Origin of the sequence: Novosphingobium sp. PhB55, assembly GCF_004368805.1 — a bacterium.
Taxonomy (GTDB): Bacteria; Pseudomonadota; Alphaproteobacteria; order Sphingomonadales; family Sphingomonadaceae; genus Novosphingobium.
In genome coordinates this window covers 256,730-278,348 of sequence record NZ_SODQ01000007.1, presented here as the reverse complement: position 1 = coordinate 278,348, position 21,619 = coordinate 256,730, and the positions used below count along the sequence as shown (strand labels likewise).

The following is a 21,619-nucleotide window of genomic DNA, read 5'->3' as shown; positions in this document are numbered from 1 at the left end:
ATCAGAACTCCAGCCCGCCTTCACGGGCGGCTTCGGCCAGCGCCTTGACGCGGCCATGGAAGAGGAAACCGCCACGATCGAACACGACCGAGGTGATGCCCGCCTTCTTGGCGGCCTCGGCGAGTTCCTTGCCCACGCGGACTGCGGCATCCGTATCGGTGCCCTTGGCGCCAAGCGTGTTGGCTGCAGCCACGGTGTGACCCTGCGCGTCGTCGATGATCTGCGCATAGATGTGACGGCCGGTGCGGTGCACCGACAGACGGGGACGACCACCCGCACGGGCCTTGAGGGCGGTGCGGACGCGCCGGCGACGGCGCTCGAAAAGGGAAAGCTTGGCCATTACTTCTTCTTCCCTTCCTTGCGGAAGATGAATTCGCCGCGGTACTTGATGCCCTTGCCCTTGTACGGCTCGGGCTTGCGCCAGCGACGGATTTCGGCCGCGAGTTGGCCGACCTTCTGCTTGTCGACGCCAGAGATCTCGACCGTGGTGTTGTCCGGGGTCTTGACCTCGATGCCTTCCGGCACAGCGATGTCAACGTCGTGCGAGTAGCCGAGCTGCAGCTTCAGGTTCTTGCCCTGAGCTGCTGCACGGTAGCCGACGCCCTTGATCTCGAGGACCTTGGAGAAGCCGTTGGTAACGCCTTCCACCAGGTTCGAGACGAGGGTGCGCTGCATGCCCCAGTGGCTGCGGGCAGCCTTGGTCTGGTTGGCGGGCTGAACGGCAATCGAACCGTCCTCGACCGCGTAGGTCACGAGGTCGGACAGACCCATGGTGAGAACGCCCTTGGGCCCCTTCACCGTGAGGACACCGTTATCGATGGCGGCAGTGACCCCGCCAGGGATCACAACCGGCTTCTTGCCGATGCGGCTCATTAGAACACCTCCGCCAGCACTTCGCCGCCGACGTTCTGCGAACGTGCTTCGGCATCCGAGAGCACGCCCTTGGGCGTCGAGACGATGGTGATGCCGAGACCGTTGCGCACCACAGGGAGTTCCTTGGAACCCGAGTAGACGCGGCGGCCAGGCTTGGAGACGCGAGCGATGTGCTTGATGGCGGGCTCGCCTTCGAAGTACTTCAACTCGATGCGAAGCTGCGGGTGTGCGCCGGTTGCGTCGTCGCTGAAGCCACGGATGTAGCCTTCGCGCTGAAGCACTTCGAGCACACGGGCACGAAGCTTGGAAGCCGGCGAGAGGACGGTGTCCTTCTTTGCCTGCTGTCCGTTGCGGATGCGGGTGAGCATATCACCCAGGGGATCGGTCATAGCCATTGCTTCGTACCCTTACCAGCTCGACTTGGTCACGCCGGGGATCATGCCCTTGTTGGCAAGATCGCGCAGCTCGACGCGGCACAGACCGAACTTGCGGTAGTAACCGCGCGGACGACCGGTGGTCGCACAACGGTTACGAACCCGGGTGGGGTTACCGTTGCGCGGGATCTCGGCCAGCCTCAGGCGGGCGATGAGGCGCTCGGTTTCGTCGAGCGATTCGTCATCGGCCACTGCCTTCAGGCGCGCGTACTTGCCTGCATACTTCTTAACGAGCTGCTTGCGGCGCTCGTTCTTGTTCACGGAACTCAGTTTCGCCATGGACTTAAGCTCTCTTCCTCAGCGGCGGCTCACGCCGCTTCCTTCTGTTCCGACTCTTCAGCCGGGAACGGGAAACCGAACAGACGAAGCAGCTCGCGCGCTTCCTCGTCGGTCTTCGCGGTGGTGGTGACGATGATGTCCATGCCACGCACCTTCTCGATCTTGTCGTAGCTGATCTCCGGGAAGATGATCTGCTCCTTGAGACCCATCGCGTAGTTGCCGCGGCCGTCGAACGACTTCGGGTTCAGACCACGGAAGTCGCGAATGCGGGGCATTGCGATGGTGACGAGACGATCGAGAAACTCGTACATGCGTTCACGACGCAGCGTCACCTTGCAGCCGATCGGCATGCCTTCACGCAGCTTGAACTGCGCGATCGACTTGCGGGCCTTGGTAACGACGGGCTTCTGACCGGCGATGGCTTCCATCTCGGCAGCGGCAGTCTGGACCTTCTTCTTGTCCTGGCTGGCCTCACCGACGCCCATGTTGAGCGTGATCTTCTCGATCTTCGGCACTTCCATCACGTTCTTGTAACCGAACTTCTCGGTCATCGCCTTCGCGATTTCAGCGTCGTACTTCGAGCGCAGACGCGGAGTATACTTCTCAGCCATCGATGGTCTCCCCGGACTTCACGGCCACGCGGACCTTCTTGCCGTCCTTGGTTTCGAAGCGAACGCGCGTCGGCTTGCCGTCCTTGTCGGCAACAGCAATCTTGCTGATAGCCATCGGGGCCGGAATGCGCTCGATGCCGCCCTGCGGGTTCTGCTGGGTCGGCTTGCGGTGACGGGTTGCGACGTTCACGCCTTCAACCACGACCTTGCCGTCCTTCGGGAGAACCTGAAGCACGGTGCCGGTGCGGCCCTTGTCCTTGCCGGACAGGACGACGACGGCGTCACCCTTCTTGATCTTCGAAGCAGCCATTACAGCACCTCCGGAGCGAGCGAGATGATCTTCATGAAGCCCTTGCCGCGCAGCTCGCGAACGACGGGGCCAAAGATACGAGTGCCGATCGGCTCCTCGTTCTTGTTGATGAGCACCGCCGCGTTGCTGTCGAAGCGGATAACGCTACCGTCTGCACGACGGACGTCCTTACGGGTACGCACGATCACCGCACGGTGAACGTCGCCCTTCTTGACGCGAGCGCGGGGCTGCGCCTCCTTCACCGACACCACGATGATGTCGCCGACGCCTGCGAAACGACGCTTGGAGCCACCCAGTACCTTGATGCACTGGACGCGCTTTGCGCCGCTGTTGTCCGCGACGTCGAGATTGGATTGCATCTGGATCATCGATCCGAGTCCTTCTCAACTGGCTTGCCGGAACAAGTCCGGCAGTTCCTAAAAAGACAGGCCCACGAGGGGCCCGAGTCGCCCCGACGGGCGAAGTGCGGCCATTTGCCGCATTCACCCGCGAAGGTCAACACTCTTGTCCGGCCTTGAGGCCGAGGTCCTTAGACCTCGGCTTCGAGTGCCGTACCCTTGCTCGCCTGAAGACGATCAAGAACCTTCCAGGTCTTGGTCTTCGAGAAGGGCTTCGTCTCCTCGATCCGGACGCGTTCGCCGGTCTTGAAGGCGTTATCTTCGTCGTGAGCGTGGTACTTCTTCGAGCGACGGATGATCTTCCCGTAGAGGGGGTGCTTCACCTTGCGCTCGACCAGTACGGTCACGGTCTTGTCGGTCTTGTCGGAAACGACGGTCCCGATCAGAATACGCTTGGGCATCGTGTTTCCTCCTTAGGCCTGCGCCGAACGCTCGGCCTGGAGCGTCTTGATGCGGGCGATGTCACGACGCACCTGCTTGATACGCGCGGGCGCTTCAAGCTGGCTGGTCGCGGCCTGGAACCGCAGGTTGAACTGTTCGCGCTTCAAGTCGGCGAGGTCAGCAGTCAGCTGATCGTCGGTCTTGGCACGAAAGTCTTCGATCTTGTTTGCCATGATTCGACTTCCTTACTCGCCGCCAAGGTGCGAGGTGTCGCCGAGGCGAGCCACGACCTTGGTCTTGATCGGCAGCTTCATCGCAGCGCGGCTGAAAGCCTCGGCTGCGAGCGGGCCAGCGACGCCGTCCAGTTCGAACAGGATACGGCCGGGCTTGACGCGGGCCGCCCAGTATTCGACCGAACCCTTGCCCTTACCCTGACGGACTTCAGCAGGCTTCTTCGAAACCGGCACGTCGGGGAAGACGCGGATCCAGAGACGACCCTGGCGCTTGATGTGACGCGTGATCGCGCGGCGAGCCGCTTCGATCTGGCGGGCGGTGATCCGCTCCGGCTCGAGGGCCTTGAGGCCGTACGAGCCGAAGTTCAGGTCGGTGCCACCCTTGGCATCACCCTTGATCCGGCCCTTGAAGGCCTTGCGGAACTTGGTCTTCTTCGGTTGCAGCATGACTCTTAGTTCCTGCGGTCATCGCGTGCCGGACGCACGCCGGAGGTCTGCGCCTCCATCATCAGGCGGTCCTGCGCCATCGGGTCGTGGCCAAGGATTTCGCCCTTGAAGATCCAGACCTTGATGCCGATGATGCCATAGGCGGTCAGCGCCTCGGCTTCGGCATAGTCGATGTTGGCACGCAGGGTGTGAAGCGGCACGCGGCCTTCACGGTACCATTCGGTACGCGCGATTTCCGCACCGCCAAGACGACCACCACAGGTGATCTTGATGCCTTCGGCGCCAAGACGAAGGGCCGACTGAACGGCGCGCTTCATCGCACGGCGGAAGGCAACACGGCGGATCAGCTGATCGGCAATGCCCTGAGCGACGAGCTTCGAATCGATTTCCGGCTTGCGGATTTCGACGATGTTCAGCTTCACTTCGCTCGAAGTCATCTTCGCAAGCTGCTTGCGCAGCTTCTCGATGTCCGCACCCTTCTTGCCGATGATCACACCGGGACGGGCTGCGTAGATCGAGATGCGGCACAGCTTGGCCGGACGCTCGATGACCACCTTCGAAACCGCAGCCTGGGGCACGGTGTCAATGATGAACTTGCGGATCTTGAGGTCTTCCTCAAGCAGCTTGCCGTAGTCCCGGCCTTCCGCAAACCAGCGGCTGTCCCAGGTACGGTTGATCTGCAGACGCAGACCGATCGGATTGCTCTTATGACCCATGGATCAGGCCTCCTCGACTTCGCGAACGACGATCCGCAGGCGCGAAAACGGCTTGAGGATGCGGGTGGACTTGCCGCGACCACGAGCGTGGAAGCGCTTCATGGTGATCGACTTGCCGACCGACGCCTCGGCGACGACCAGAGCGTCGACGTCGAGGTTGTGGTTGTTCTCCGCGTTCGCGATTGCCGAAGCGAGGATCTTGCGAGCGTCCTGAGCCATCGCCTTCTTGGAGAAGGTCAGGATGTTCATCGCGTCCTCGGCCTTGCGGCCACGGATCAGGGCGGCGACGAGATTGAGCTTCTGGGCGGAACCACGGATGGTGGTGCCGACCGCAAGAGCTTCCTTCTCGCCAACGCGGCGGGGTGCTGCCTGCTTGCTCATTAGCGCTTGCCCTTCTTGTCGGCGGCGTGGCCGGGGAACGTGCGCGTGGGCGCGAATTCACCGAGCTTGTGACCGACCATGTCCTCGTTCACCGAAACCGGGATGAACTTGTGACCGTTGTAGACCGAGAAGGTCAGACCAACGAACTGCGGGAGAATGGTGGAGCGACGCGACCAGGTCTTGATCGGACCAGCGCGGTTGCCGGCATCCTGCGCGACCTCGGCCTTCTTGAGAAGGTACAGGTCGACGAAGGGGCCTTTCCAGACGGAACGTGCCATCGTGTCTTACCTCTTCTTCTTGGCGTGGCGCGAACGGATGATCATCTTGTCCGTCTGCTTGTTGTTGCGAGTGCGAGCACCCTTGGTCGGCTTGCCCCACGGAGTGACCGGGTGACGGCCGCCCGAGGTACGGCCTTCACCACCGCCGTGCGGGTGGTCGACCGGGTTCTTGGCAACACCGCGGGTCAGCGGACGACGGCCCAGCCAACGACCGCGACCGGCCTTGGCGAGGGTCTGGTTGGCGTTGTCGGGGTTCGACACGGCGCCAACGGTGCCCATGCAATCGCCACGCAGGTAGCGCTGCTCGCCCGAGTTCAGACGAACGATGACCATGCCGCGGTCACGACCGACGACCTGAACGTACGTGCCTGCCGAACGAGCGATCTGGCCGCCCTTGCCGGGCTTCATCTCGACGTTGTGGCAGATCGTGCCGACCGGCATCTGCGACAGGAGCATGGCGTTGCCAGGCTTCACGTCGGTCTTTTCGCCGGCAACAACGACATCGCCTACGGCGAGGCGCTGCGGCGCGATGATGTAGGTCAGCTCACCGTCGGTGTACTTCACGAGGGCGATGAAGGCGGTGCGGTTGGGATCGTACTCGATCCGCTCCACGGTCGCTTCCATGTCCCACTTACGACGCTTGAAGTCGATGAAGCGGTACTTCTGCTTGTGACCACCGGCGATGCCACGCGAGGTGACATGACCCTTGTTGTTGCGGCCGCCGGTCTTGCTCTTGCCTTCGGTCAGCGCCTTGAGGGGCTTGCCCTTCCAGAGCGACGACTTGTCGACGAGGACCAGGCCGCGGCGGGCGGGGCTGGTCGGGTTGTACTTCTTAAGTGCCATCGGATCAGCCCCGCACGCCTTCGGTGATGTCAATCGACTGGCCTTCGGCCAGCGTGACGATCGCCTTCTTCACGTCGCTGCGACGGTAAGCCTTACCGCGCCAGCGCTTGGTCTTGCCCTTGACGACCAGCGTGTTCACGCCGGTGACCTTGACGTCGAACAGAGCTTCGACGGCAGCCTTGATCTCGGGCTTGGTCGCCTTGTCAGCCACCTTGAAAACGACCGCGTTCTGCTCGGAAAGCAGGGTCGACTTCTCGGTGATGTGCGGCGAGAGGATCACGTCGTAATGACGGATGTCCACGTTGCTCTTAGCCATTGAAACGCGCCTCCAGCTTCTCGACCGCGGCGCGCGTCAACACCAGCGTATCATGCTTCAGGATGTCGTAGACATTGGCGCCGACAGCCGGAAGCACATTGACGCCGATGATGTTGCGGGCAGCCAGGGCGAAGCCCTCGTTGACCTGCTCACCGTCCATGACGAGAACCTTCTTGCCGAAGTTCGCCTTGGCGAGCTGACCGGCAAGCACCTTGGTCTTGGCATCAGCCACGTCGAGCGAGTCGACGATCACGAGGCCGTTCTGAGCCTTGGCCGAAAGGGCCATCTTCAGACCGAGTGCACGGATCTTCTTGTTCAGCGAGATGTTGAACTCGCGGCGACGAGCACCGTGAGCCTTACCACCGCCGATGAACACCGGAGCCGCACGGTCGCCGTGACGGGCAGTACCGCCGCCCTTCTGGCGACCGAACTTCTTGCCGGTGCGCGCGACTTCCGAGCGCTCGCGGGTCGCACGGGCGATGCCGCGGCGATTTTCGAGCTGCCAGGTGACGACCCGGTGCAGGATGTCAGCGCGCGGCTCGAGGCCGAACACGTCGTCCGAAAGCTCGATGTCGGCGTTAGCGGCCGAACCGTCGATATTGAGGACCTGAACCTTCATGATTAGCCCTCCTGGCCTTCGGTCGCTTCGGGAGCCGCGGCTTCAGCCGGGGTCACGGCAGCGGCCGTATCATTGGTGTTGCTGGCCGACTTGATGCCGGCGGGGTACGGAGCCTCGGCGTGACGGTCGACCTTGACGGCGTCCGAAACGGTGAGCCAGGCGTTCTTCGAACCCGGAACCGAGCCCTTGACGAAGATCAGGCCACGCTCGTCGTCCACGCGGACGACTTCGAGGTTCTGCTGGGTGCGCTGACGGTCGCCCATGTGGCCGGCCATCTTCTTGTTCTTGAACACCTTGCCCGGATCCTGACGGTTACCCGTCGAACCGTGGGCACGGTGCGAGATCGACACACCGTGGGTGGCGCGCATACCGCCGAAGCCCCAGCGCTTCATGGCACCCTGGAAGCCCTTGCCCTGGGTGTGGCCGCCTACGTCGACCAGCTGGCCGGGCACGAAGTGCGAGGCTGCGATCGTGGCACCGACTTCCAGAAGGGCGTCGTCGGCGACGCGGAATTCCGCGACGCGCATCTTGAGGGGAACCTGAGCCTTGGCGAAATGTTCGCGCTGCGGCTTGGCAACGTTCTTCTGCTTTGCTTCGCCCGCACCGAGCTGAACCGCGACGTAGCCGTCACGATCAGCAGTACGGACCGAAACCACCTGACAGTCTTCAAGTGCCAGGACAGTGACGGGCACGTGGCGACCGTCCTCCTGGAACAGGCGGGTCATCCCGACTTTCTTGGCGATCACGCCTGTACGCATGACCTTTCTCCTTACAGAGGCGCACGCAGGACCATCCCTCGTGCGCGTGTCCAACCCTATTTGTGATACGAACCCCGTCCGGGTCAGGTGTTCCCTGCATGCCCATCAAGGACAGCGGAAACGAGACGGGGGACGCATTCCCGACACTGCCCGAAGGCGGCGGCGGAGGTATCCCTTGTGTCCCCTTCCGGGGCGCTGTCTCTGCGGGTTTCTCCCCGCAAAGCCGGCCTCTCGGCCGACAAGGACAATTTGGATCCGAAGATCCGAATTTCGCCTCGATCGTTTAAAGTCCGATCGGAAAGGACTTTCGGGGCAACCTTTCGGTTACCCCGCAAACCGGCTTAGGCCAGCTTGATCTCGACGTTCACGCCGGCAGCAAGGTCCAGCTTCATCAGAGCGTCGACGGTAGCTGCGTTCGGCTGCACGATATCAAGCAGACGCTTGTAGGTGCGGACTTCGAACTGCTCACGCGACTTCTTGTCGATGTGCGGACCACGGTTGACCGTGAACTTCTCGATCTTCGTCGGCAGGGGAATGGGCCCACGAATCAGAGCGCCGGTGCGGCGAGCCGTGTCAGCGATTTCGCCAGTGGCCTGGTCGAGCACGCGATGGTCAAACGCCTTGAGGCGGATACGGATGTTCTGAGCTTCCATTACCTACTACCGATGAGAAAGAGCCAAAGGGCCGAAGCCCCGTCAAATTCGAACCGCGCCACTACACGTTGACGCCGAGTCGGGCAAGCCCTGATTTCATCAAGTCCGGCAGGTTCCCGGGGGCCGCCAATGCAGTTCATCGCATCCCCTCTTTCCTGCCCCCGATCAGCATCCTACCTTGGCATGGCGACGCCTAACAGAAGGCGCTTTCAATGCCCTCCACTACCACGATAATTTCCCGCGCACTTGCCGCGCTAACACTTGCATGTCTGACACCCGAGCCCGCCGCAGCCGGCAATTCCCCCTACGGCCGCAGCCAGACGGGAGTTCCGATCGACCTCGACAATACCGACGTGCTCACCGCTCACGCCGCCATGCCCGATGCCGGGAGTGGCCCCGTGGACAACGCATGCCGTGAGGCCGCCCGCGCCAGCAATGGCGGCAATGACGGCACCATCGTTGTCTGCTCCCATAACGGCGACGGCACGAACCAGCGCGTCCCGGCGTCGAAATCCGTCGACGAAAGCACCCGCACGGGCGCAGCCTACCCGCCGGACCTCTGGGACCTGCCCGGCTGCTTAGGCCCCTGCATCACCATACCGTTCGGCCGCGTGCCGGCACCCGTCTACTACATCGACCTCGCGTCCATTCCCGAAGCACCCAAGGGCTCGGATGCATGGAAGATCGCACAGGGCGATTTGCGGGCCCGATAAAACTGCATGCCGGGGCTTAGCACCCTTTAAATCCATTCAGCTCCACAAACGCGAAAAGCCCGGCGTCTCTCTCGAGACGCCGGGCCAATCACGTTAGCCGAAGCCGATCAGCGAATTACTTCGTGATCGTGGCAACGACGCCCGAACCGACGGTGCGGCCGCCTTCGCGGATTGCGAAGCGGAGACCTTCGTCCATGGCGATCGGAGCGATCAGCTTCACGGTCAGCGAAACGTTGTCGCCCGGCATGACCATCTCGGTGCCCTCGGGAAGGATCACTTCGCCGGTCACGTCGGTGGTGCGGAAGTAGAACTGCGGACGGTAGTTGGCGAAGAACGGCGTGTGACGGCCGCCTTCGTCCTTCGACAGAACGTAGACTTCAGCCGAGAACTCGGTGTGCGGGGTCACGGTGCCCGGCTTGGCGAGAACCTGGCCACGCTCAACGTCGTCGCGCTTCAGGCCACGAACCAGTGCACCGATGTTGTCGCCGGCTTCACCCTGGTCGAGCAGCTTGCGGAACATTTCGACGCCGGTGACGGTGGTCTTCTGCGTGTCGCGGATACCAACGACTTCGACTTCTTCACCAACCTTGACGATGCCGGTTTCGACGCGGCCGGTAACAACCGTACCACGACCCGAGATCGAGAACACGTCTTCGACGGGCATCAGGAATGCCTTGTCGGTGGGACGCGGGGGCTGCGGGATGAAGTCGTCGACTGCCTTCATCAGCTCAAGGATCTTTTCCTTGCCGATGTTGTCGTCGCGGCCTTCAAGAGCGGCCAGAGCCGAACCCATGACGATCGGAATGTTGTCGCCGTCGAAATCGTACGACGAGAGCAGTTCACGAACTTCCAGCTCGACGAGCTCGAGGAGTTCCGGATCGTCGACCTGGTCGACCTTGTTCATGAACACGACAAGCTGCGGCACGCCGACCTGGCGGGCAAGCAGGATGTGCTCGCGGGTCTGCGGCATCGGGCCGTCAGCAGCGTTCACGACCAGGATCGCGCCGTCCATCTGGGCGGCACCGGTGATCATGTTCTTCACGTAGTCAGCGTGACCCGGGCAGTCGACGTGTGCGTAGTGACGGGCTTCCGTCTCGTACTCAACGTGAGCGGTCGAGATGGTGATGCCGCGCTCGCGCTCTTCCGGAGCCTTGTCGATGTTGGCGAAGTCAACGGCTTCACCGCCGAAAGCTTCCGACATGACCTTGGTGATGGCGGCCGTCAGGGTCGTCTTGCCGTGGTCGACGTGACCGATGGTGCCAATGTTGCAGTGCGGCTTGTTCCGCTCGAATTTTGCCTTCGCCATTGTTCAAACCTTCTTTTCGCTTGAAATCGAATCTGCGGGAATGGACGGCGCCCGCTGAAACAGGCGCCGCCCGTAGTCTGATCTTGCCTTTTAAGCAAGCTTCTCCTTGACCTCGGCCGCGACGTTCGCCGGGACCTCGTCATAGTGGGAGAAGAACATCGAGTAGTTTGCACGGCCCTGGGTGAACGAGCGGAGCTGGTTCACGTAGCCGAACATGTTGGCCAGCGGGACCATGGATTCGACGACCTGGGCATTGCCGCGGCTGTCGGTTCCCTGGATCTGACCACGACGGCTGTTCATGTCGCCGATGACGTCGCCGAGATATTCCTCGGGGGTGACGACTTCAACCTTCATGATCGGCTCGAGCAGCTTGATGCCGGACTTCTGCGCGACTTCACGCATGGCACCGCGACCGGCGATTTCGAAGGCCAGGGCCGACGAGTCGACGTCGTGGTAGGCACCGTCGTAGAGGACGATGTCGAAGTCGATGATCGGGAAGCCGACCAGCGAGCCCGAGGCAGCGGTTTCGCGCATGCCCTTTTCGATCGCGGGGATATATTCCTTCGGAATGTTACCGCCCTTGATCTCGTCCTTGAAGGTGATGCCCGCACCGCGCTCGCCCGGCGTGACCTTGATCTTCACGCGACCGAACTGACCGGTACCGCCCGACTGCTTCTTGTGGGTGTAGTCCACATCGACAGGCTTGGCGAGGTATTCGCGATAGGCGACCTGCGGAGCGCCGACGTTGGCTTCGACCTTGAACTCGCGACGCATACGGTCGACGATGATGTCCAGGTGAAGTTCGCCCATGCCCTTGATGATCGTCTGGCCCGACTCGTGGTCGGTGGTGACGCGGAACGAGGGATCCTCAGCCGAGAGACGGTTGAGCGCAACGCCCATCTTCTCCTGGTCGGCCTTGGTCTTCGGTTCGACCGAGAGTTCGATAACCGGCTCGGGGAATTCCATGCGTTCGAGAACGATCGGCGCCTTTTCCGCGCAGAGCGTGTCGCCCGTGGTGGTTTCCTTCATGCCGGCCAGCGCGACGATGTCGCCCGCGAAGGCCTCGTCGATGTCCTTACGGTCGTTGGCGTGCATCTCGAGGATACGGCCAACCTTTTCCTTCTTGCCCTTCACCGAGTTCAGGTAAGTGCCCTTGGCGAGCGTACCCGAATAGATGCGGATGAAGGTGAGCGAGCCCACGAAGGGATCGTTCATGACCTTGAAGGCCAGCGCCGAGAACGGTGCGCTGTCTTCCGGCGGACGGCTGTCGGCTTCGTCGCTGTCAACCTTAACGCCCTGGACGTCTTCGATGTCGAGCGGCGAAGGCAGGTAGTCGACGACGGCGTCGAGCAGGGGCTGCACGCCCTTGTTCTTGAACGCCGAACCGCAGACGACCGGAACGAACTTGTGGTTCAGCGTGCCCTTGCGGATCAGCGCCTTCAGCGTGGCGACGTCGGGCTCGGTGCCTTCGAGGTAGGCTTCCATGACCGCATCGTCCTGCTCGACAGCGAGTTCGAGCAGCTTTTCACGGTATTCGGCAGCTTCGTCAGCCAGTTCAGCCGGGATTTCTTCGTAGAAGAATTCGGCGCCGAGCGATTCGTCCTTCCAGACGATGGCGCGGTTGTGAACCAGATCGACCAGGCCCTTCAGGTCGGCTTCGAGGCCGATCGGAATGTAGAGCACGGCAGGCGTCGCACCGAGGCGGTCGATGATCGACTGCACGCAGTACTTGAAGTTCGCGCCGGTACGGTCGAGCTTGTTGATGAAGCACATGCGCGGAACGCCGTACTTGTCGGCCTGGCGCCACACGGTTTCCGACTGCGGCTCAACGCCGGCAACGCCGTCGAAGCACGCGACCGCACCGTCGAGCACGCGCAGCGAGCGTTCGACTTCGATGGTGAAGTCGACGTGCCCGGGGGTGTCGATGATGTTGATGCGGTATTCCTGGCCCTCGGACGTCCAGAAGCAGGTGGTCGCAGCCGAGGTGATGGTGATGCCGCGTTCCTGCTCCTGCTCCATCCAGTCCATGGTCGCAGCGCCGTCGTGGACTTCGCCGATCTTGTAGGACTTGCCGGTGTAGTAGAGGATTCGCTCGGTCGTGGTGGTCTTACCGGCGTCGATGTGCGCCATAATACCGATGTTACGGTACATATTGAGCGGATGGCTGCGTGCCATGGTGAAAATCCTTAGCAGGAGTGTTTGGGAGCGGAGCGGCCTTCAGATAAGACCTCGCCCCCTGAAATAAAAGTGTGACGCCCGGATGACCGCCGAGAGGCAATCGATCCGGGCGACACCACGCACATTACCAGCGGTAGTGCGAGAAGGCGCGGTTCGCGTCCGCCATGCGGTGCGTGTCTTCGCGCTTCTTCACGGCATTGCCGCGGTTGTTGGCAGCATCGAGCAGCTCGCCCGAGAGACGCGCCGACATGGTGGTCTCGGGACGGTTGCGGGCTGCGGTGATGAGCCAGCGGATGGCGAGAGCCTGGGCGCGCTCCGGACGGACTTCGACCGGGACCTGGTAGGTCGCACCACCGACGCGGCGGCTGCGGACTTCGATCTGCGGCGCGACGTTGTTCAGGGCGTCGTGGAACAGCTGGACCGGGTTGGCCTTGGCGCGGGTTTCCATGGTTTCCATGGCACCGTAGACGATCGCTTCAGCGACCGACTTCTTGCCGTCGTACATGAGGTTGTTCATGAACTTCGACAGGATGAGATCCCCGAACTTGGGATCGGGCAGGATAATCCGCTTCTCGGGACGACGACGACGTGACATCGTTGATATTCCTTGTTCTTTCGGGCGGGAGCGTGAGCATCACCGGCCGGTAAATCTTGTACCGTGCGAGGCGCGAAGCCCCGCGGGCCGGCTTACTTCGGACGCTTGGCGCCGTACTTCGAACGGCTCTGCTTGCGATCCTTGACGCCCTGGGTGTCGAGCACGCCGCGCAGGATGTGGTAGCGAACGCCGGGAAGATCGCGGACGCGGCCGCCGCGGATGAGCACGACCGAGTGCTCCTGCAGGTTGTGGCCTTCACCCGGGATGTACGAAATGACTTCGCGGCTGTTGGTCAGGCGCACCTTGGCGACCTTGCGGAGAGCCGAGTTCGGCTTCTTCGGGGTCGTGGTGTAAACGCGGGTGCAAACGCCGCGCTTCTGCGGGTTCTGCTCCATCGCAGGAACCTTCGACTTGGCCTTCTGCGGCTCGCGACCCTTGCGGATCAGCTGGTTGATAGTGGGCATCTATACTCTTCTTTCAAATGGGAGTGCGATGGATCCGGGCCGGAGCGATGCCTGCAGCAGCAGGCGCACCGGCGCGAACCCTTCGCACCCCAAGGGACCGATCGACATCGGAGCCCGGAGCATCTGAAAGGGACGGAATATTTTCGAGAGTTCACGCGAGACGAGCCGGATATCGGAACCAGCCCTTTCACCCCGATCCGGAGTTACTGGCGGTTCGCCCATGGCAACCGTCGAACGTGAGCCGAAAAACACTCCACCCAGGCAAATGCACCGGATTACTTTGCCATGCGCCCTTCCGGCAAGAACCACCCCGCGACTCGCGAAAGGCGTTCCCAAAGCGGCTTTTCCGGCAGCCAGGCTGCGGGAAAGTCCCGGAAATGCTGACATGACAATGTTCAGCTCTATGTCGTTTCCCGCGAGAACACTCACAGGAGATGGGCGCCCTTAGGAGATTTGGGGCGGTGGGTCAAGGAAAGCGAAACAACCGCGACTGAACGCCCCCGCCTGCACACTTAAGGCACGGCCTTGAGGAAACTCGCCATTCCGCTGACGCCCCAAGTCCGCCATTCAACTCGTGAAAAATGAACGGCCGCTTTCAAGCCATCCCAGCTTCGGGCGCTATGGCATCAATGTTGGGAAAGCTGACGGGCTGCTTAAACGAGGTCGACACCTTCGAGGTGTTAGGTACCGAAAACCATGCCAGCCATTATTGACGAGATCCTCGAATTTACCGGTGTGCCGAAATGAATTTCGAGACTTCTGATTTCATCGTATTCGATTCTCGTAATCGAATTAGAATAATCGCAGATGTAATCGCACAAGGTGTCGAATGCCAGCGGTAGCTCATTGTGATCAATATAGCCGAGGGCAAAATCAATGCGCCGAGAATCAATTCGTCCAAGAAAGCCCAATCCGAGAGCCCGAACTCGCTTGATAATGTCATCCATGGTCAATTTCATATTCGCCCCGCAGCACTGCGACAATCCGGCGTTTGCGGCAAAGCCCAATTTTCGTGATACGTCGCCCTTCACTGTATGACCGCTTTGTTGGCGGCTCCGGAAAGGCAGCTTTGGAACCAAAAATCTCGGATTTCAGGCCTTCGTTCCCAATTGCAGCAATGACCAGAGTCCACCCATGCTCGCCGTTCCGGATCCCCTATGGCATCGTCTGCCCGCGTAAAGCTGCCCGACCGTAACCAAGCAGTACAAATTCACAGCTTTAACGGCTATCATGGGTGGGAAGCTGTCATAGTCGTAATCGGGAGCGAAGGTCTGCAATTCGAGATTTTTGGTTCCAAAGCTATCTTTCCGGACACGCCAACATAGCCGACGATTAATCTCAGGACTTTTTCCAGAAGACGTAATTCGCGGTTCCGTCTTTCAGGTCGATTTCGAAGACATCCCCGTTGTATCTTTCGGCGAAATAATTTCCGTCATTACAAAATAAGTGCACAAAATCAAAAAGTTCAGTGCTGTTTGGATTGTAAACCCTATCATATCCTACAGTTGATCCCGGGGCGGGATTTATTTTCCACAAAAATCTTCCATCCACATCGAAGAGGCAAATTTCTTTCCCGAGAATTTCAGATTCTATTGATCCATCCTCTAAGTGTGATCGGAATAGGATCAACATTCTGCTATTGTCTATTTGATGTCGCTCGGCGACCGGATAATCATTGGTTCCGATGACTGCGTTCATAAACTCCTCGCGATTCCACCATGACTGTATAGGCTCGAATGCAAGTTAGCCCGGCAAATTTTCCCCCAGATTGTCCGCTTCCCCCGACATTGATGCCATAGCGCCCGAAGCTGGGATGGCTTGAAAGCGGCCGTTCATTTTTCACGAGTTGGATGGCGGACTTGGGGCGTTTTAGGTAAGGCCGGTTTTCGCCCTAGGCGGCAGGCAGCGGACCGTCAGCTATGAAGCGCGCGTCCTGGCTTGCTGAGTGGCTAAATGCGGCGCAAAGCGGCCGGTCTGCCCCATGCCTTCCGTGCGCGTGACAAACCATTTTCCTACACGCCCCCGCTCGCGTTAGACCGGCCTGCCATTGGGAACACAGGTCCATCAGCGCGAGCGAGGTTGCCTTATGTCTTCCGGCAGAAAATCTTCAAATCCAGGTTCTTCGAAACGGCGTCGCGGTGAGCGGCTTCCTCGACAGGCGCGGGATGAGCGGGCGCGAGGATCCTTCGCGTCTCCGGCGGCCGGCGTGGAATCCTCGGCTCCGGAGGCTCGCTGCGAAACGGCTTGTGCCAGTTCCTCTGCGCGGGTTGCCGCGGAAACGGCGGTGCGCTGCGCTTCCGTGCGGCCGGGACGGCGGACTTCGCGGACGGCCTTCTTCGAGGATGCCATCGACCCCGAAGATCCCCTGCTGGGCTTCGCGCCTTATCGGCACAAGGCGCCGCGCGCCAACTCGATCACGCCGGAGCGGCAGCGGGCCTTCATCGCTGCGCTCGCGGCCAGCGGCATCGTCACGCAGGCCGCGCGCAGCATCGGCGCCTCGATGGAAGCGCTCTACAAGCTGCGCCACCTGCCCGGCGCGGAGGGGTTCGCGGCGGCATGGGACATGGCGATCGGCCGGGGAATGATGCGGCTGGAGGACTGCGCGCTCGAACGCGCGATCCGGGGCGAGGAGCGTCCGGTGGTAAGCCGCGGCGAAGTGGTGGCCTCCTGGACGCGCCACGACACGCAGCTCATGCTGTTCCTGCTGCGCCAGCGCCTGCCCCATCGCTATGGCGACAGCCGCCGCGATCCCCGGCCGGGCGATCCGCTCTACGAACGTATCCGGGCCGAGATCGAGGCGGAATATCCCTCTCTGGAGGAAGTCCGCGCCTCGATCCGGGCCAAAGTCGCCGGACTTCGCGCGCAAGTCGAAGCGCGCGCGGCGACGGGGAATGGCGCCCTCGAGGAGTAGCGCCCTTCGCCTTCCCTTGCCGCCCGCTTCCCGGTTCCGATCAGAACCGCAGGCGGAAGGAGACGCCGACCTTGAGGCGGTCGAATTCCTGAGTCGCGTCGTCGCTGTTGCGCTTGCCGAAGTTGGCGTAGCCCGCGACCGACATGTTCCGCGAGAACAGGTATTCCACTTCGCCCGAGACCGTGGGCGTCTGTTCCTTCACCCCCGAGCCGATGTAGCGCGTGCTTCGGTAACCCGCGCCCACCGAAGCGAAGAGATTGTGGCGGATCTCCTGCTGGAGCGAGAGCTTGACCGTGGTGTCGGTTCGCGACTGGGCGCCGCTGCGGAAAGTGGCGACATCGCCGTTGAAGGCGTCCAGCATGATCGCCGTGCGCTCGCGAGGCCGGTAGGTCAGGCTGCCCGAGACCGAGAGGCCGGTGCGATCGGGCACGGCCTTGTCGTCCGGCGTGAAGCGGAAGAAGCCGGCGGAAAGGTTGCCTTGCAGCACACCGCCGGGTTCGAACTCCACGCCCAGGCGGCCGCCCCAGGTGGTGGTGTTACGCTTGTCTCCCGCGGGGGTATATTCGATGCGGAAGTCGCGCCGCGCGACGAAGGCGCTGGCGGTCACGAAAGTGATGCCGGTCACGCGCCAGCCCACGGTGGCCACGCCGTTCATGCTGTTGAAGTCGCGGTTGTCGTCCACGGTGGAGACGGCATCGTACTTGGTGAAGTTGCCCTGGAGATCGAACAGCAGGCGGCGGGTCATGTGCCGGAAGCGCAAGTCGGTGCCGAGGCTGTCGATCTCGCGCGGTCCGGCATTGGGGTCCTGCCGCGATTCCGGGCTGCCGCGCTCTTCGACCGTGCGCTGCCAGAAGGCGCGCCCGACCAGCGAGGTCGTCGCCTCCGGAGACCAGCGCAGGGTGCCGTCCAGCGACCAGGCCTCGGTGTTCTCGGTCTTGAGATTGGCGAAACGGCGGACCGTGGCCGAAGCATGCGCCTGGCCGCTGAGCGTGCCGGGGCCGGTGTTGATCTGCAGTTCCGGCGTCAGTTCCAGGTGGACGTCGTCCTGCGCGTTGTTCTCCTGGGCGTAGACGTTGGTGTCGTATTCCACCCGCGCCTCGCCGCCGAGGCTGACGTTGAGCGAGCCGAGGTGCATCGGCAGCTCGCGATAGTCCTTGTCGTTGGGATAGACCGCCGAGGCGGTCGAGCCGATGTCGCGGGCCTGGGCCAGTGCCTGCTGCGGCATCGCGAGCAGGAACGGGACCGGCGCGGCCAGTACGATTGCCCCCCGCATGGCCTCAGAACCACCGCTCGTAGACGCGGATCCGGTCGCCGGGCTGGATGGTCGCCATCTCGTCGGCGCTGGCGGTGACGTCCTTGCCGCTGACCACGCGGGTCACGGCGACCTTGCCGGTCTGCGCGCGGTAGGTATAGCCCCCCGCGGCCGAGATCGCCGCGAGCACCGTCATCCCCTGGCGATATTCGAACTGGCCGGGCTTGTTCACCTCTCCCACCACGTAGAACGGGCGGAGTTCGACCGGGCCGACATTGACCACCGGATCGCCGGTCATGATGCCCTGGCGCAGCAGCGACGCGGCGATGCCCTGCTCGATCTCGCGATAGGTCAGGCCGGCGACGTCCACCTGCTTGATATAGGGCAGCGAGATCGCGCCGCTGTCCTCGACGATGTAGTCGCCGTTGGCGCTTTGCAGGTCCTGCACCACGATGTGGAGCTTGTCGCCCGCACCCACCTTGTAGGCTCCCGCCGGGGTGGATGCGAGCGTGGGCAACGATGCGGTGGGCGACGAACATCCGCCAAGCATCGAAGTGGAAATGAGCGAAACGGCCAGTGGGACCGCCAGAAGCGGCCGGAACCGGAACAGGCTTGCGAGACCATGTGACATTGGGTTGCCCTCCCTTGCGGAAATTAAGGCCCTTGCGAAAATTGAGGCCCTTGCGAAATCGAGCCCGGCCCGCCCCCCGCGCGGCCCCTCGAAGCAGCGCGGCCCCAGCGAAACCGTCGTCCGACACGTTGACGCAAAGATCGGCGGAATGCCTTGGTTATTAAGGGTTATCCGGGGGAATACTCGGGCGATGAGAGCTAATCCTCGTGGGGGGAGGATGGGTTTCCTGTCCGATATCGTCAGGCAAAAACGGGGGGAGGATTTGGTTGGAGCGCCTTCGACGGATGTCGAAGGCTTGCGGCACCAGCCCCGGTCCGGCGCGGGCGCCCTACCCTCGCGCCAGTTCCTCATAAGCGGCGGTGACCTGGCGGACGTGGTTTTCGCGCGAGAAGCGGCGGCGGGCTTCGCCTCGGGCGCGGGTGCGGATGGCGTCGAGGCGTTCGGGGTCGGCGAGCAGGCCCGCGGCGGCGCGGGCCATGGCCTCGGCATCGTCGAGCGGGCAGAGCACGCCGCAGCCGCCCTCCAGCGCTTCCGGATTGCCGCCCGAATCGGTGGCCACCACCGGCGTGCCGACCAGCATGGCCTCCACCAGCGTCCGTCCCAGGGGCTCGCGCGCGGCGGGAACCAGCAGGAGGTCGCAGCCGGCCAGCCATTCGTGGCCGGGCGTGCGGAAGCCCATCATGTGGACGGCGGCATTGCCCGAGACCCGCGCGATCCGCTCCGGCAGGGCATCGCCCACTTCGGTATTGCGGGGATCGCCGAACATCAGGCCGACCACCGGCTTGTCCAGCAAGGCCCCGAGCCGCTCCACCGCATCGACGAATTCGAGCGGCCGCTTGCGCTGTACGAAGTTGCCGAACCAGCCGCAGAGCACGGCGTCCGGGGAGCAGCCGAGTTCCTCCACGAGGGTACGGCGCATGGCGGCCCAGTCGGCCGTGACGCTGGTGTCGAAGGGGCTGTAGACCACTTGCGCGGCCCGCGCCGCCCCGCGGCTGCCCTGCGGGAGCGAAAAGCGCGACACCGTGAAGATGCGGTGCGCCAGAAACGGCGCCACATAGCGCAGGCCCCGCGCGTCGGGATCGCCGCGGTGGTGCCAGATCAGCCGGACGCCGGCCAGCCGTGCCGCCAGTGCCCAGCTCGCATGGCTGCGCCCGTCGTTGCTGTGCACGACATCGATGGCATTCTCGCGCAGGAACCGCACCCGGCGCGGCACGCCGGCCATCGCGCGCAGAACCTTGCCGAAGCCGAAGCGCGCGCCGGGCACGAAGGAGCGGCGCGGCCGGGCCGGGTCGGGCACCTGGGCAAAAGCGGAGAAGAACTGCGCGATCGTGCCGCCCGGCACTTCGGGAACCACCAGAAGGCGATAGTCGGCGGGATCGAGCTGCTCCATCAGCCCGCGTGCGGAAACGTGGCTGCCGCCCAGCTCGTCACCGGCGAAGGGATAGCAGATCCGCAGCGGCGCGGACCCGGCGGCCACGCGGGCGGGCCCTCCTTCGATCCTGTCCAGCTCGGCCCTCTCGAATTCGGCGCTTTCGAATTCGGCCCTCTCGAACTTGGCCCCAAGCGGCCCTGCCAGACTGTTCAAAGACCGAACCCTTTCTCTCGGTAGCTCAGGAATTCCTCGATATTCTCGATGCCGTTGCCGTTCTTGTCGCCCCAGGCGTCGTTGCGCGTGGGGTCCAGGCCATTGGCGCGTTCCCAGGCATCGTCCATGCCGTCCTTGTCGTCATCGACATAAGGCGTGCCCGATGCCTGGGCCGGCAGTGCCGGAACCGGTTCGCCGATGCGGCCGGTGCGGTTCTTGACGTCGGCCACCACTTCCTTGTCGAGGGCATCGCGCGGGAAGGCCCCGGCGCGGGCGAGGACAGAGGTATAGGCGGCCGCGGCGGCCATCGGCTGGACGGTCAGCGGGCACGGCGCCTGCTGGATCTGGGCCGGCACCACTTCGGGGCTGACATGCTTGAAATTGCCGTCGAAGGCGTTGTCCCAGAGGTAGATCGAGGCCGTGCCGGTCGATCCCTGGGTCTCACGGGCGACGCCGCGGCTCTGGGCATTGGTATTGGTGCCGGCGATGAAGCTGTTGCCCACGATCGAAACCGGGCTGCCACCGTAGCTTTCCCAGACTTCCGCGAATTCCGACATGGCGTTGTAGAGCACGTTGTTGATCACTTCCACGCAGGATCCCTTGGGGAAGTTGATGTCCGGGTTGCGGTCTCCGTTATGGGCGCAAAGGTTGCCGATGAAGCTCAGCTTCTGCTTGTCCACCGGATCGCTGGCGAGCAGCGCGCACTTGTCATGCTTGGGCACGCCCCAGGCGAAGATCGAATTGCTGATGGTGATCTCGTCGTTGTCGTCATAGCCGTTGATCAGCTCGTCGCGCGCCCAGGAGGCGCTGACATGGTCGATCACCACGCGGCTGCTCTTTTCTATGGTGATGCTGTCCTCGGCCTCGCGGTTGCCGCCCACGCGGTCGTTGCGCACGCGGATGCCGCGCACCACGACGTCATGGGTGTTCTTGATGACCAGCGGGGTCAGCCCGTTCTTGCCGCCCGAATGGGCCAGGGTGATGCCGCCGCCCGGCGCGGTCTGCCCGGCGATGGTCAGGTAAGGCGTCATGATCCACGGCGGGCGCTGGGTGAAGCGGATCACGCCGCTGACCCGGAACACGCAGACGCGCGGGCCGCTGGCGGTAACGCAGGCGCGGTAGGATCCGGTGCCGGAATCGGCCAGGGTGGTGACATAGATGATCCGCCCGCCCCGTCCGCCGACGCTGGTGGCGCCGTAGCCGATCGCGGCGGGGAAGGACTTCTTGCCCGTGGGAATGCGAACCACCGGCGCCGCGGCCATGACGCGCTCGCTGACCGTGCCGGCCAGGCCCAGCACCAGGGCCAGCACCGCCAGACCCATCGCCGCCAGCACTATCAGCGCGCGCAAACGGGTCGTTCGGGAACGCGCTGTCTTGGAAAGCTTTGCCGCAACCATGCCGATTCTCCAGCCGAGGACCGGGCCAAGCATCGGAAATGGGCCCGGGAAACATGC

The 21,619-nt window shown here is 62.9% G+C and carries 30 protein-coding genes; 2 read left to right on the top strand and 28 right to left on the bottom strand.

All coding sequences use genetic code 11. From position 1 onward, the window contains the following. Nucleotide 1 precedes the first annotated feature (1 nt). From rplR to rpsJ, 18 genes are all read right to left on the bottom strand, one after another. Entirely contained in the window at nt 2-340 is a 339-nt protein-coding gene (gene rplR / locus EDF57_RS18780; RefSeq protein WP_086490045.1) for a 50S ribosomal protein L18, read from the bottom strand. Beyond that, a complete protein-coding gene (gene rplF / locus EDF57_RS18775; protein ID WP_132263808.1) occupies nt 340-873 on the bottom strand; it encodes a 50S ribosomal protein L6 in 534 nt (177 codons plus the stop codon). Before rplF ends, rplR begins: the two co-directional genes overlap by 1 nt. Beyond that, nucleotides 873-1,268: a 30S ribosomal protein S8 gene (gene rpsH, locus EDF57_RS18770; RefSeq protein WP_132263809.1), complete on the bottom strand. Its 396-nt coding sequence runs from the start codon at nt 1,266-1,268 to the stop codon at nt 873-875. The genes rplF and rpsH overlap by 1 nt, the downstream gene beginning before the upstream one ends. 12 nt (nt 1,269-1,280) lie before the next feature. Further along, nucleotides 1,281-1,586: a 30S ribosomal protein S14 gene (rpsN, locus tag EDF57_RS18765; RefSeq protein ID WP_134095329.1), complete on the bottom strand. Its 306-nt coding sequence runs from the start codon at nt 1,584-1,586 to the stop codon at nt 1,281-1,283. Nucleotides 1,587-1,615: 29 nt separating this feature from the next. After that, nucleotides 1,616-2,197, bottom strand: a complete 582-nt coding sequence (gene rplE / locus EDF57_RS18760; protein ID WP_021233434.1) for a 50S ribosomal protein L5 — start codon at nt 2,195-2,197, stop codon at nt 1,616-1,618. After that, complete coding sequence (gene rplX, locus EDF57_RS18755) at nt 2,190-2,507, bottom strand: 50S ribosomal protein L24 (protein ID WP_054440323.1); 318 nt, start codon at nt 2,505-2,507, stop codon at nt 2,190-2,192. Before rplX ends, rplE begins: the two co-directional genes overlap by 8 nt. Further along, the gene (gene rplN, locus EDF57_RS18750) at nt 2,507-2,875 is read right to left on the bottom strand and encodes a 50S ribosomal protein L14 (protein WP_054440322.1); all 369 of its coding nucleotides are present in this window, start codon (nt 2,873-2,875) and stop codon (nt 2,507-2,509) included. The genes rplX and rplN overlap by 1 nt, the downstream gene beginning before the upstream one ends. 161 nt (nt 2,876-3,036) lie before the next feature. Then, the gene (gene rpsQ, locus EDF57_RS18745; protein WP_021233437.1) at nt 3,037-3,306 is read right to left on the bottom strand and encodes a 30S ribosomal protein S17; all 270 of its coding nucleotides are present in this window, start codon (nt 3,304-3,306) and stop codon (nt 3,037-3,039) included. A 12-nt stretch (nt 3,307-3,318) separates the two neighbouring features. Then, nucleotides 3,319-3,519 (bottom strand): 50S ribosomal protein L29, encoded by a 201-nt coding sequence (gene rpmC, locus EDF57_RS18740; RefSeq protein ID WP_132263813.1) that lies wholly within the window; start codon nt 3,517-3,519, stop codon nt 3,319-3,321. Nucleotides 3,520-3,531: 12 nt separating this feature from the next. Next, the gene (gene rplP / locus EDF57_RS18735; protein ID WP_021233439.1) at nt 3,532-3,966 is read right to left on the bottom strand and encodes a 50S ribosomal protein L16; all 435 of its coding nucleotides are present in this window, start codon (nt 3,964-3,966) and stop codon (nt 3,532-3,534) included. A gap of 5 nt (nt 3,967-3,971) precedes the next feature. Beyond that, nucleotides 3,972-4,682, bottom strand: a complete 711-nt coding sequence (gene rpsC / locus EDF57_RS18730) for a 30S ribosomal protein S3 (RefSeq protein ID WP_132263815.1) — start codon at nt 4,680-4,682, stop codon at nt 3,972-3,974. 3 nt (nt 4,683-4,685) lie between these two features. Then, a complete protein-coding gene (gene rplV, locus EDF57_RS18725) occupies nt 4,686-5,063 on the bottom strand; it encodes a 50S ribosomal protein L22 (RefSeq protein ID WP_132263817.1) in 378 nt (125 codons plus the stop codon). Then, nucleotides 5,063-5,341, bottom strand: coding sequence for a 30S ribosomal protein S19 (gene rpsS / locus EDF57_RS18720; RefSeq protein WP_054440312.1), 279 nt, complete (start codon nt 5,339-5,341; stop codon nt 5,063-5,065). The genes rplV and rpsS overlap by 1 nt, the downstream gene beginning before the upstream one ends. A gap of 6 nt (nt 5,342-5,347) precedes the next feature. After that, complete coding sequence (gene rplB / locus EDF57_RS18715; protein ID WP_132263819.1) at nt 5,348-6,184, bottom strand: 50S ribosomal protein L2; 837 nt, start codon at nt 6,182-6,184, stop codon at nt 5,348-5,350. Between the two features lie 4 nt (nt 6,185-6,188). After that, nucleotides 6,189-6,500 (bottom strand): 50S ribosomal protein L23, encoded by a 312-nt coding sequence (locus tag EDF57_RS18710; RefSeq protein ID WP_086490055.1) that lies wholly within the window; start codon nt 6,498-6,500, stop codon nt 6,189-6,191. Next, entirely contained in the window at nt 6,493-7,119 is a 627-nt protein-coding gene (gene rplD / locus EDF57_RS18705) for a 50S ribosomal protein L4 (RefSeq protein ID WP_132263821.1), read from the bottom strand. The genes EDF57_RS18710 and rplD overlap by 8 nt, the downstream gene beginning before the upstream one ends. 2 nt (nt 7,120-7,121) lie before the next feature. Continuing rightward, nucleotides 7,122-7,877 carry a 50S ribosomal protein L3 gene (gene rplC, locus EDF57_RS18700; protein WP_132263823.1) on the bottom strand — a complete coding sequence of 252 codons (756 nt, stop codon included), beginning with the start codon at nt 7,875-7,877 and terminating at the stop codon, nt 7,122-7,124. A gap of 341 nt (nt 7,878-8,218) precedes the next feature. Further along, nucleotides 8,219-8,530 (bottom strand): 30S ribosomal protein S10, encoded by a 312-nt coding sequence (gene rpsJ, locus EDF57_RS18695; protein WP_007011873.1) that lies wholly within the window; start codon nt 8,528-8,530, stop codon nt 8,219-8,221. A 212-nt stretch (nt 8,531-8,742) separates the two neighbouring features. On the opposite strand from rpsJ, the gene EDF57_RS18690 reads away from it, so the two are divergent. Further along, entirely contained in the window at nt 8,743-9,243 is a 501-nt protein-coding gene (locus tag EDF57_RS18690) for a hypothetical protein (RefSeq protein WP_134095328.1), read from the top strand. A gap of 115 nt (nt 9,244-9,358) precedes the next feature. Here EDF57_RS18690 and tuf read toward each other — a convergent pair whose 3' ends face one another. The 6 genes from tuf to EDF57_RS18660 all read right to left on the bottom strand — a co-directional run bounded on the left by tuf (nt 9,359) and on the right by EDF57_RS18660 (nt 15,484). Next, nucleotides 9,359-10,549 (bottom strand): elongation factor Tu, encoded by a 1,191-nt coding sequence (gene tuf, locus EDF57_RS18685; protein WP_132263826.1) that lies wholly within the window; start codon nt 10,547-10,549, stop codon nt 9,359-9,361. 90 nt (nt 10,550-10,639) lie between these two features. Next, nucleotides 10,640-12,724, bottom strand: coding sequence for an elongation factor G (gene fusA, locus EDF57_RS18680; RefSeq protein ID WP_134095327.1), 2,085 nt, complete (start codon nt 12,722-12,724; stop codon nt 10,640-10,642). 127 nt (nt 12,725-12,851) lie between these two features. Further along, the gene (gene rpsG, locus EDF57_RS18675) at nt 12,852-13,322 is read right to left on the bottom strand and encodes a 30S ribosomal protein S7 (RefSeq protein WP_132263829.1); all 471 of its coding nucleotides are present in this window, start codon (nt 13,320-13,322) and stop codon (nt 12,852-12,854) included. A 92-nt stretch (nt 13,323-13,414) separates the two neighbouring features. Further along, complete coding sequence (rpsL, locus tag EDF57_RS18670; RefSeq protein ID WP_007682177.1) at nt 13,415-13,786, bottom strand: 30S ribosomal protein S12; 372 nt, start codon at nt 13,784-13,786, stop codon at nt 13,415-13,417. 680 nt (nt 13,787-14,466) lie between these two features. After that, nucleotides 14,467-14,865, bottom strand: a complete 399-nt coding sequence (locus tag EDF57_RS18665; RefSeq protein WP_166675316.1) for a MafI family immunity protein — start codon at nt 14,863-14,865, stop codon at nt 14,467-14,469. Between the two features lie 259 nt (nt 14,866-15,124). Beyond that, nucleotides 15,125-15,484 carry a hypothetical protein gene (locus tag EDF57_RS18660; protein ID WP_134095325.1) on the bottom strand — a complete coding sequence of 120 codons (360 nt, stop codon included), beginning with the start codon at nt 15,482-15,484 and terminating at the stop codon, nt 15,125-15,127. Nucleotides 15,485-16,070: 586 nt separating this feature from the next. Here EDF57_RS18660 and EDF57_RS18655 point away from each other — a divergent pair. Next, complete coding sequence (locus EDF57_RS18655; RefSeq protein ID WP_243654105.1) at nt 16,071-16,697, top strand: hypothetical protein; 627 nt, start codon at nt 16,071-16,073, stop codon at nt 16,695-16,697. Nucleotides 16,698-16,737: 40 nt separating this feature from the next. Here EDF57_RS18655 and EDF57_RS18650 read toward each other — a convergent pair whose 3' ends face one another. The 4 genes from EDF57_RS18650 to EDF57_RS18635 form a co-directional block, all read right to left on the bottom strand. Continuing rightward, complete coding sequence (locus tag EDF57_RS18650; protein WP_134095324.1) at nt 16,738-17,970, bottom strand: outer membrane beta-barrel protein; 1,233 nt, start codon at nt 17,968-17,970, stop codon at nt 16,738-16,740. 4 nt (nt 17,971-17,974) lie between these two features. Then, on the bottom strand, nt 17,975-18,580 hold the full coding sequence (locus EDF57_RS25580) for a polysaccharide biosynthesis/export family protein (RefSeq protein WP_132263836.1): 606 nt from the start codon (nt 18,578-18,580) through the stop codon (nt 17,975-17,977). A 328-nt stretch (nt 18,581-18,908) separates the two neighbouring features. Next, nucleotides 18,909-20,165, bottom strand: coding sequence for a glycosyltransferase family 4 protein (locus tag EDF57_RS18640; RefSeq protein ID WP_243841142.1), 1,257 nt, complete (start codon nt 20,163-20,165; stop codon nt 18,909-18,911). Continuing rightward, nucleotides 20,162-21,514 carry a pectate lyase gene (locus EDF57_RS18635; RefSeq protein ID WP_132263838.1) on the bottom strand — a complete coding sequence of 451 codons (1,353 nt, stop codon included), beginning with the start codon at nt 21,512-21,514 and terminating at the stop codon, nt 20,162-20,164. Before EDF57_RS18635 ends, EDF57_RS18640 begins: the two co-directional genes overlap by 4 nt. Nucleotides 21,515-21,619 lie beyond the last annotated feature (105 nt).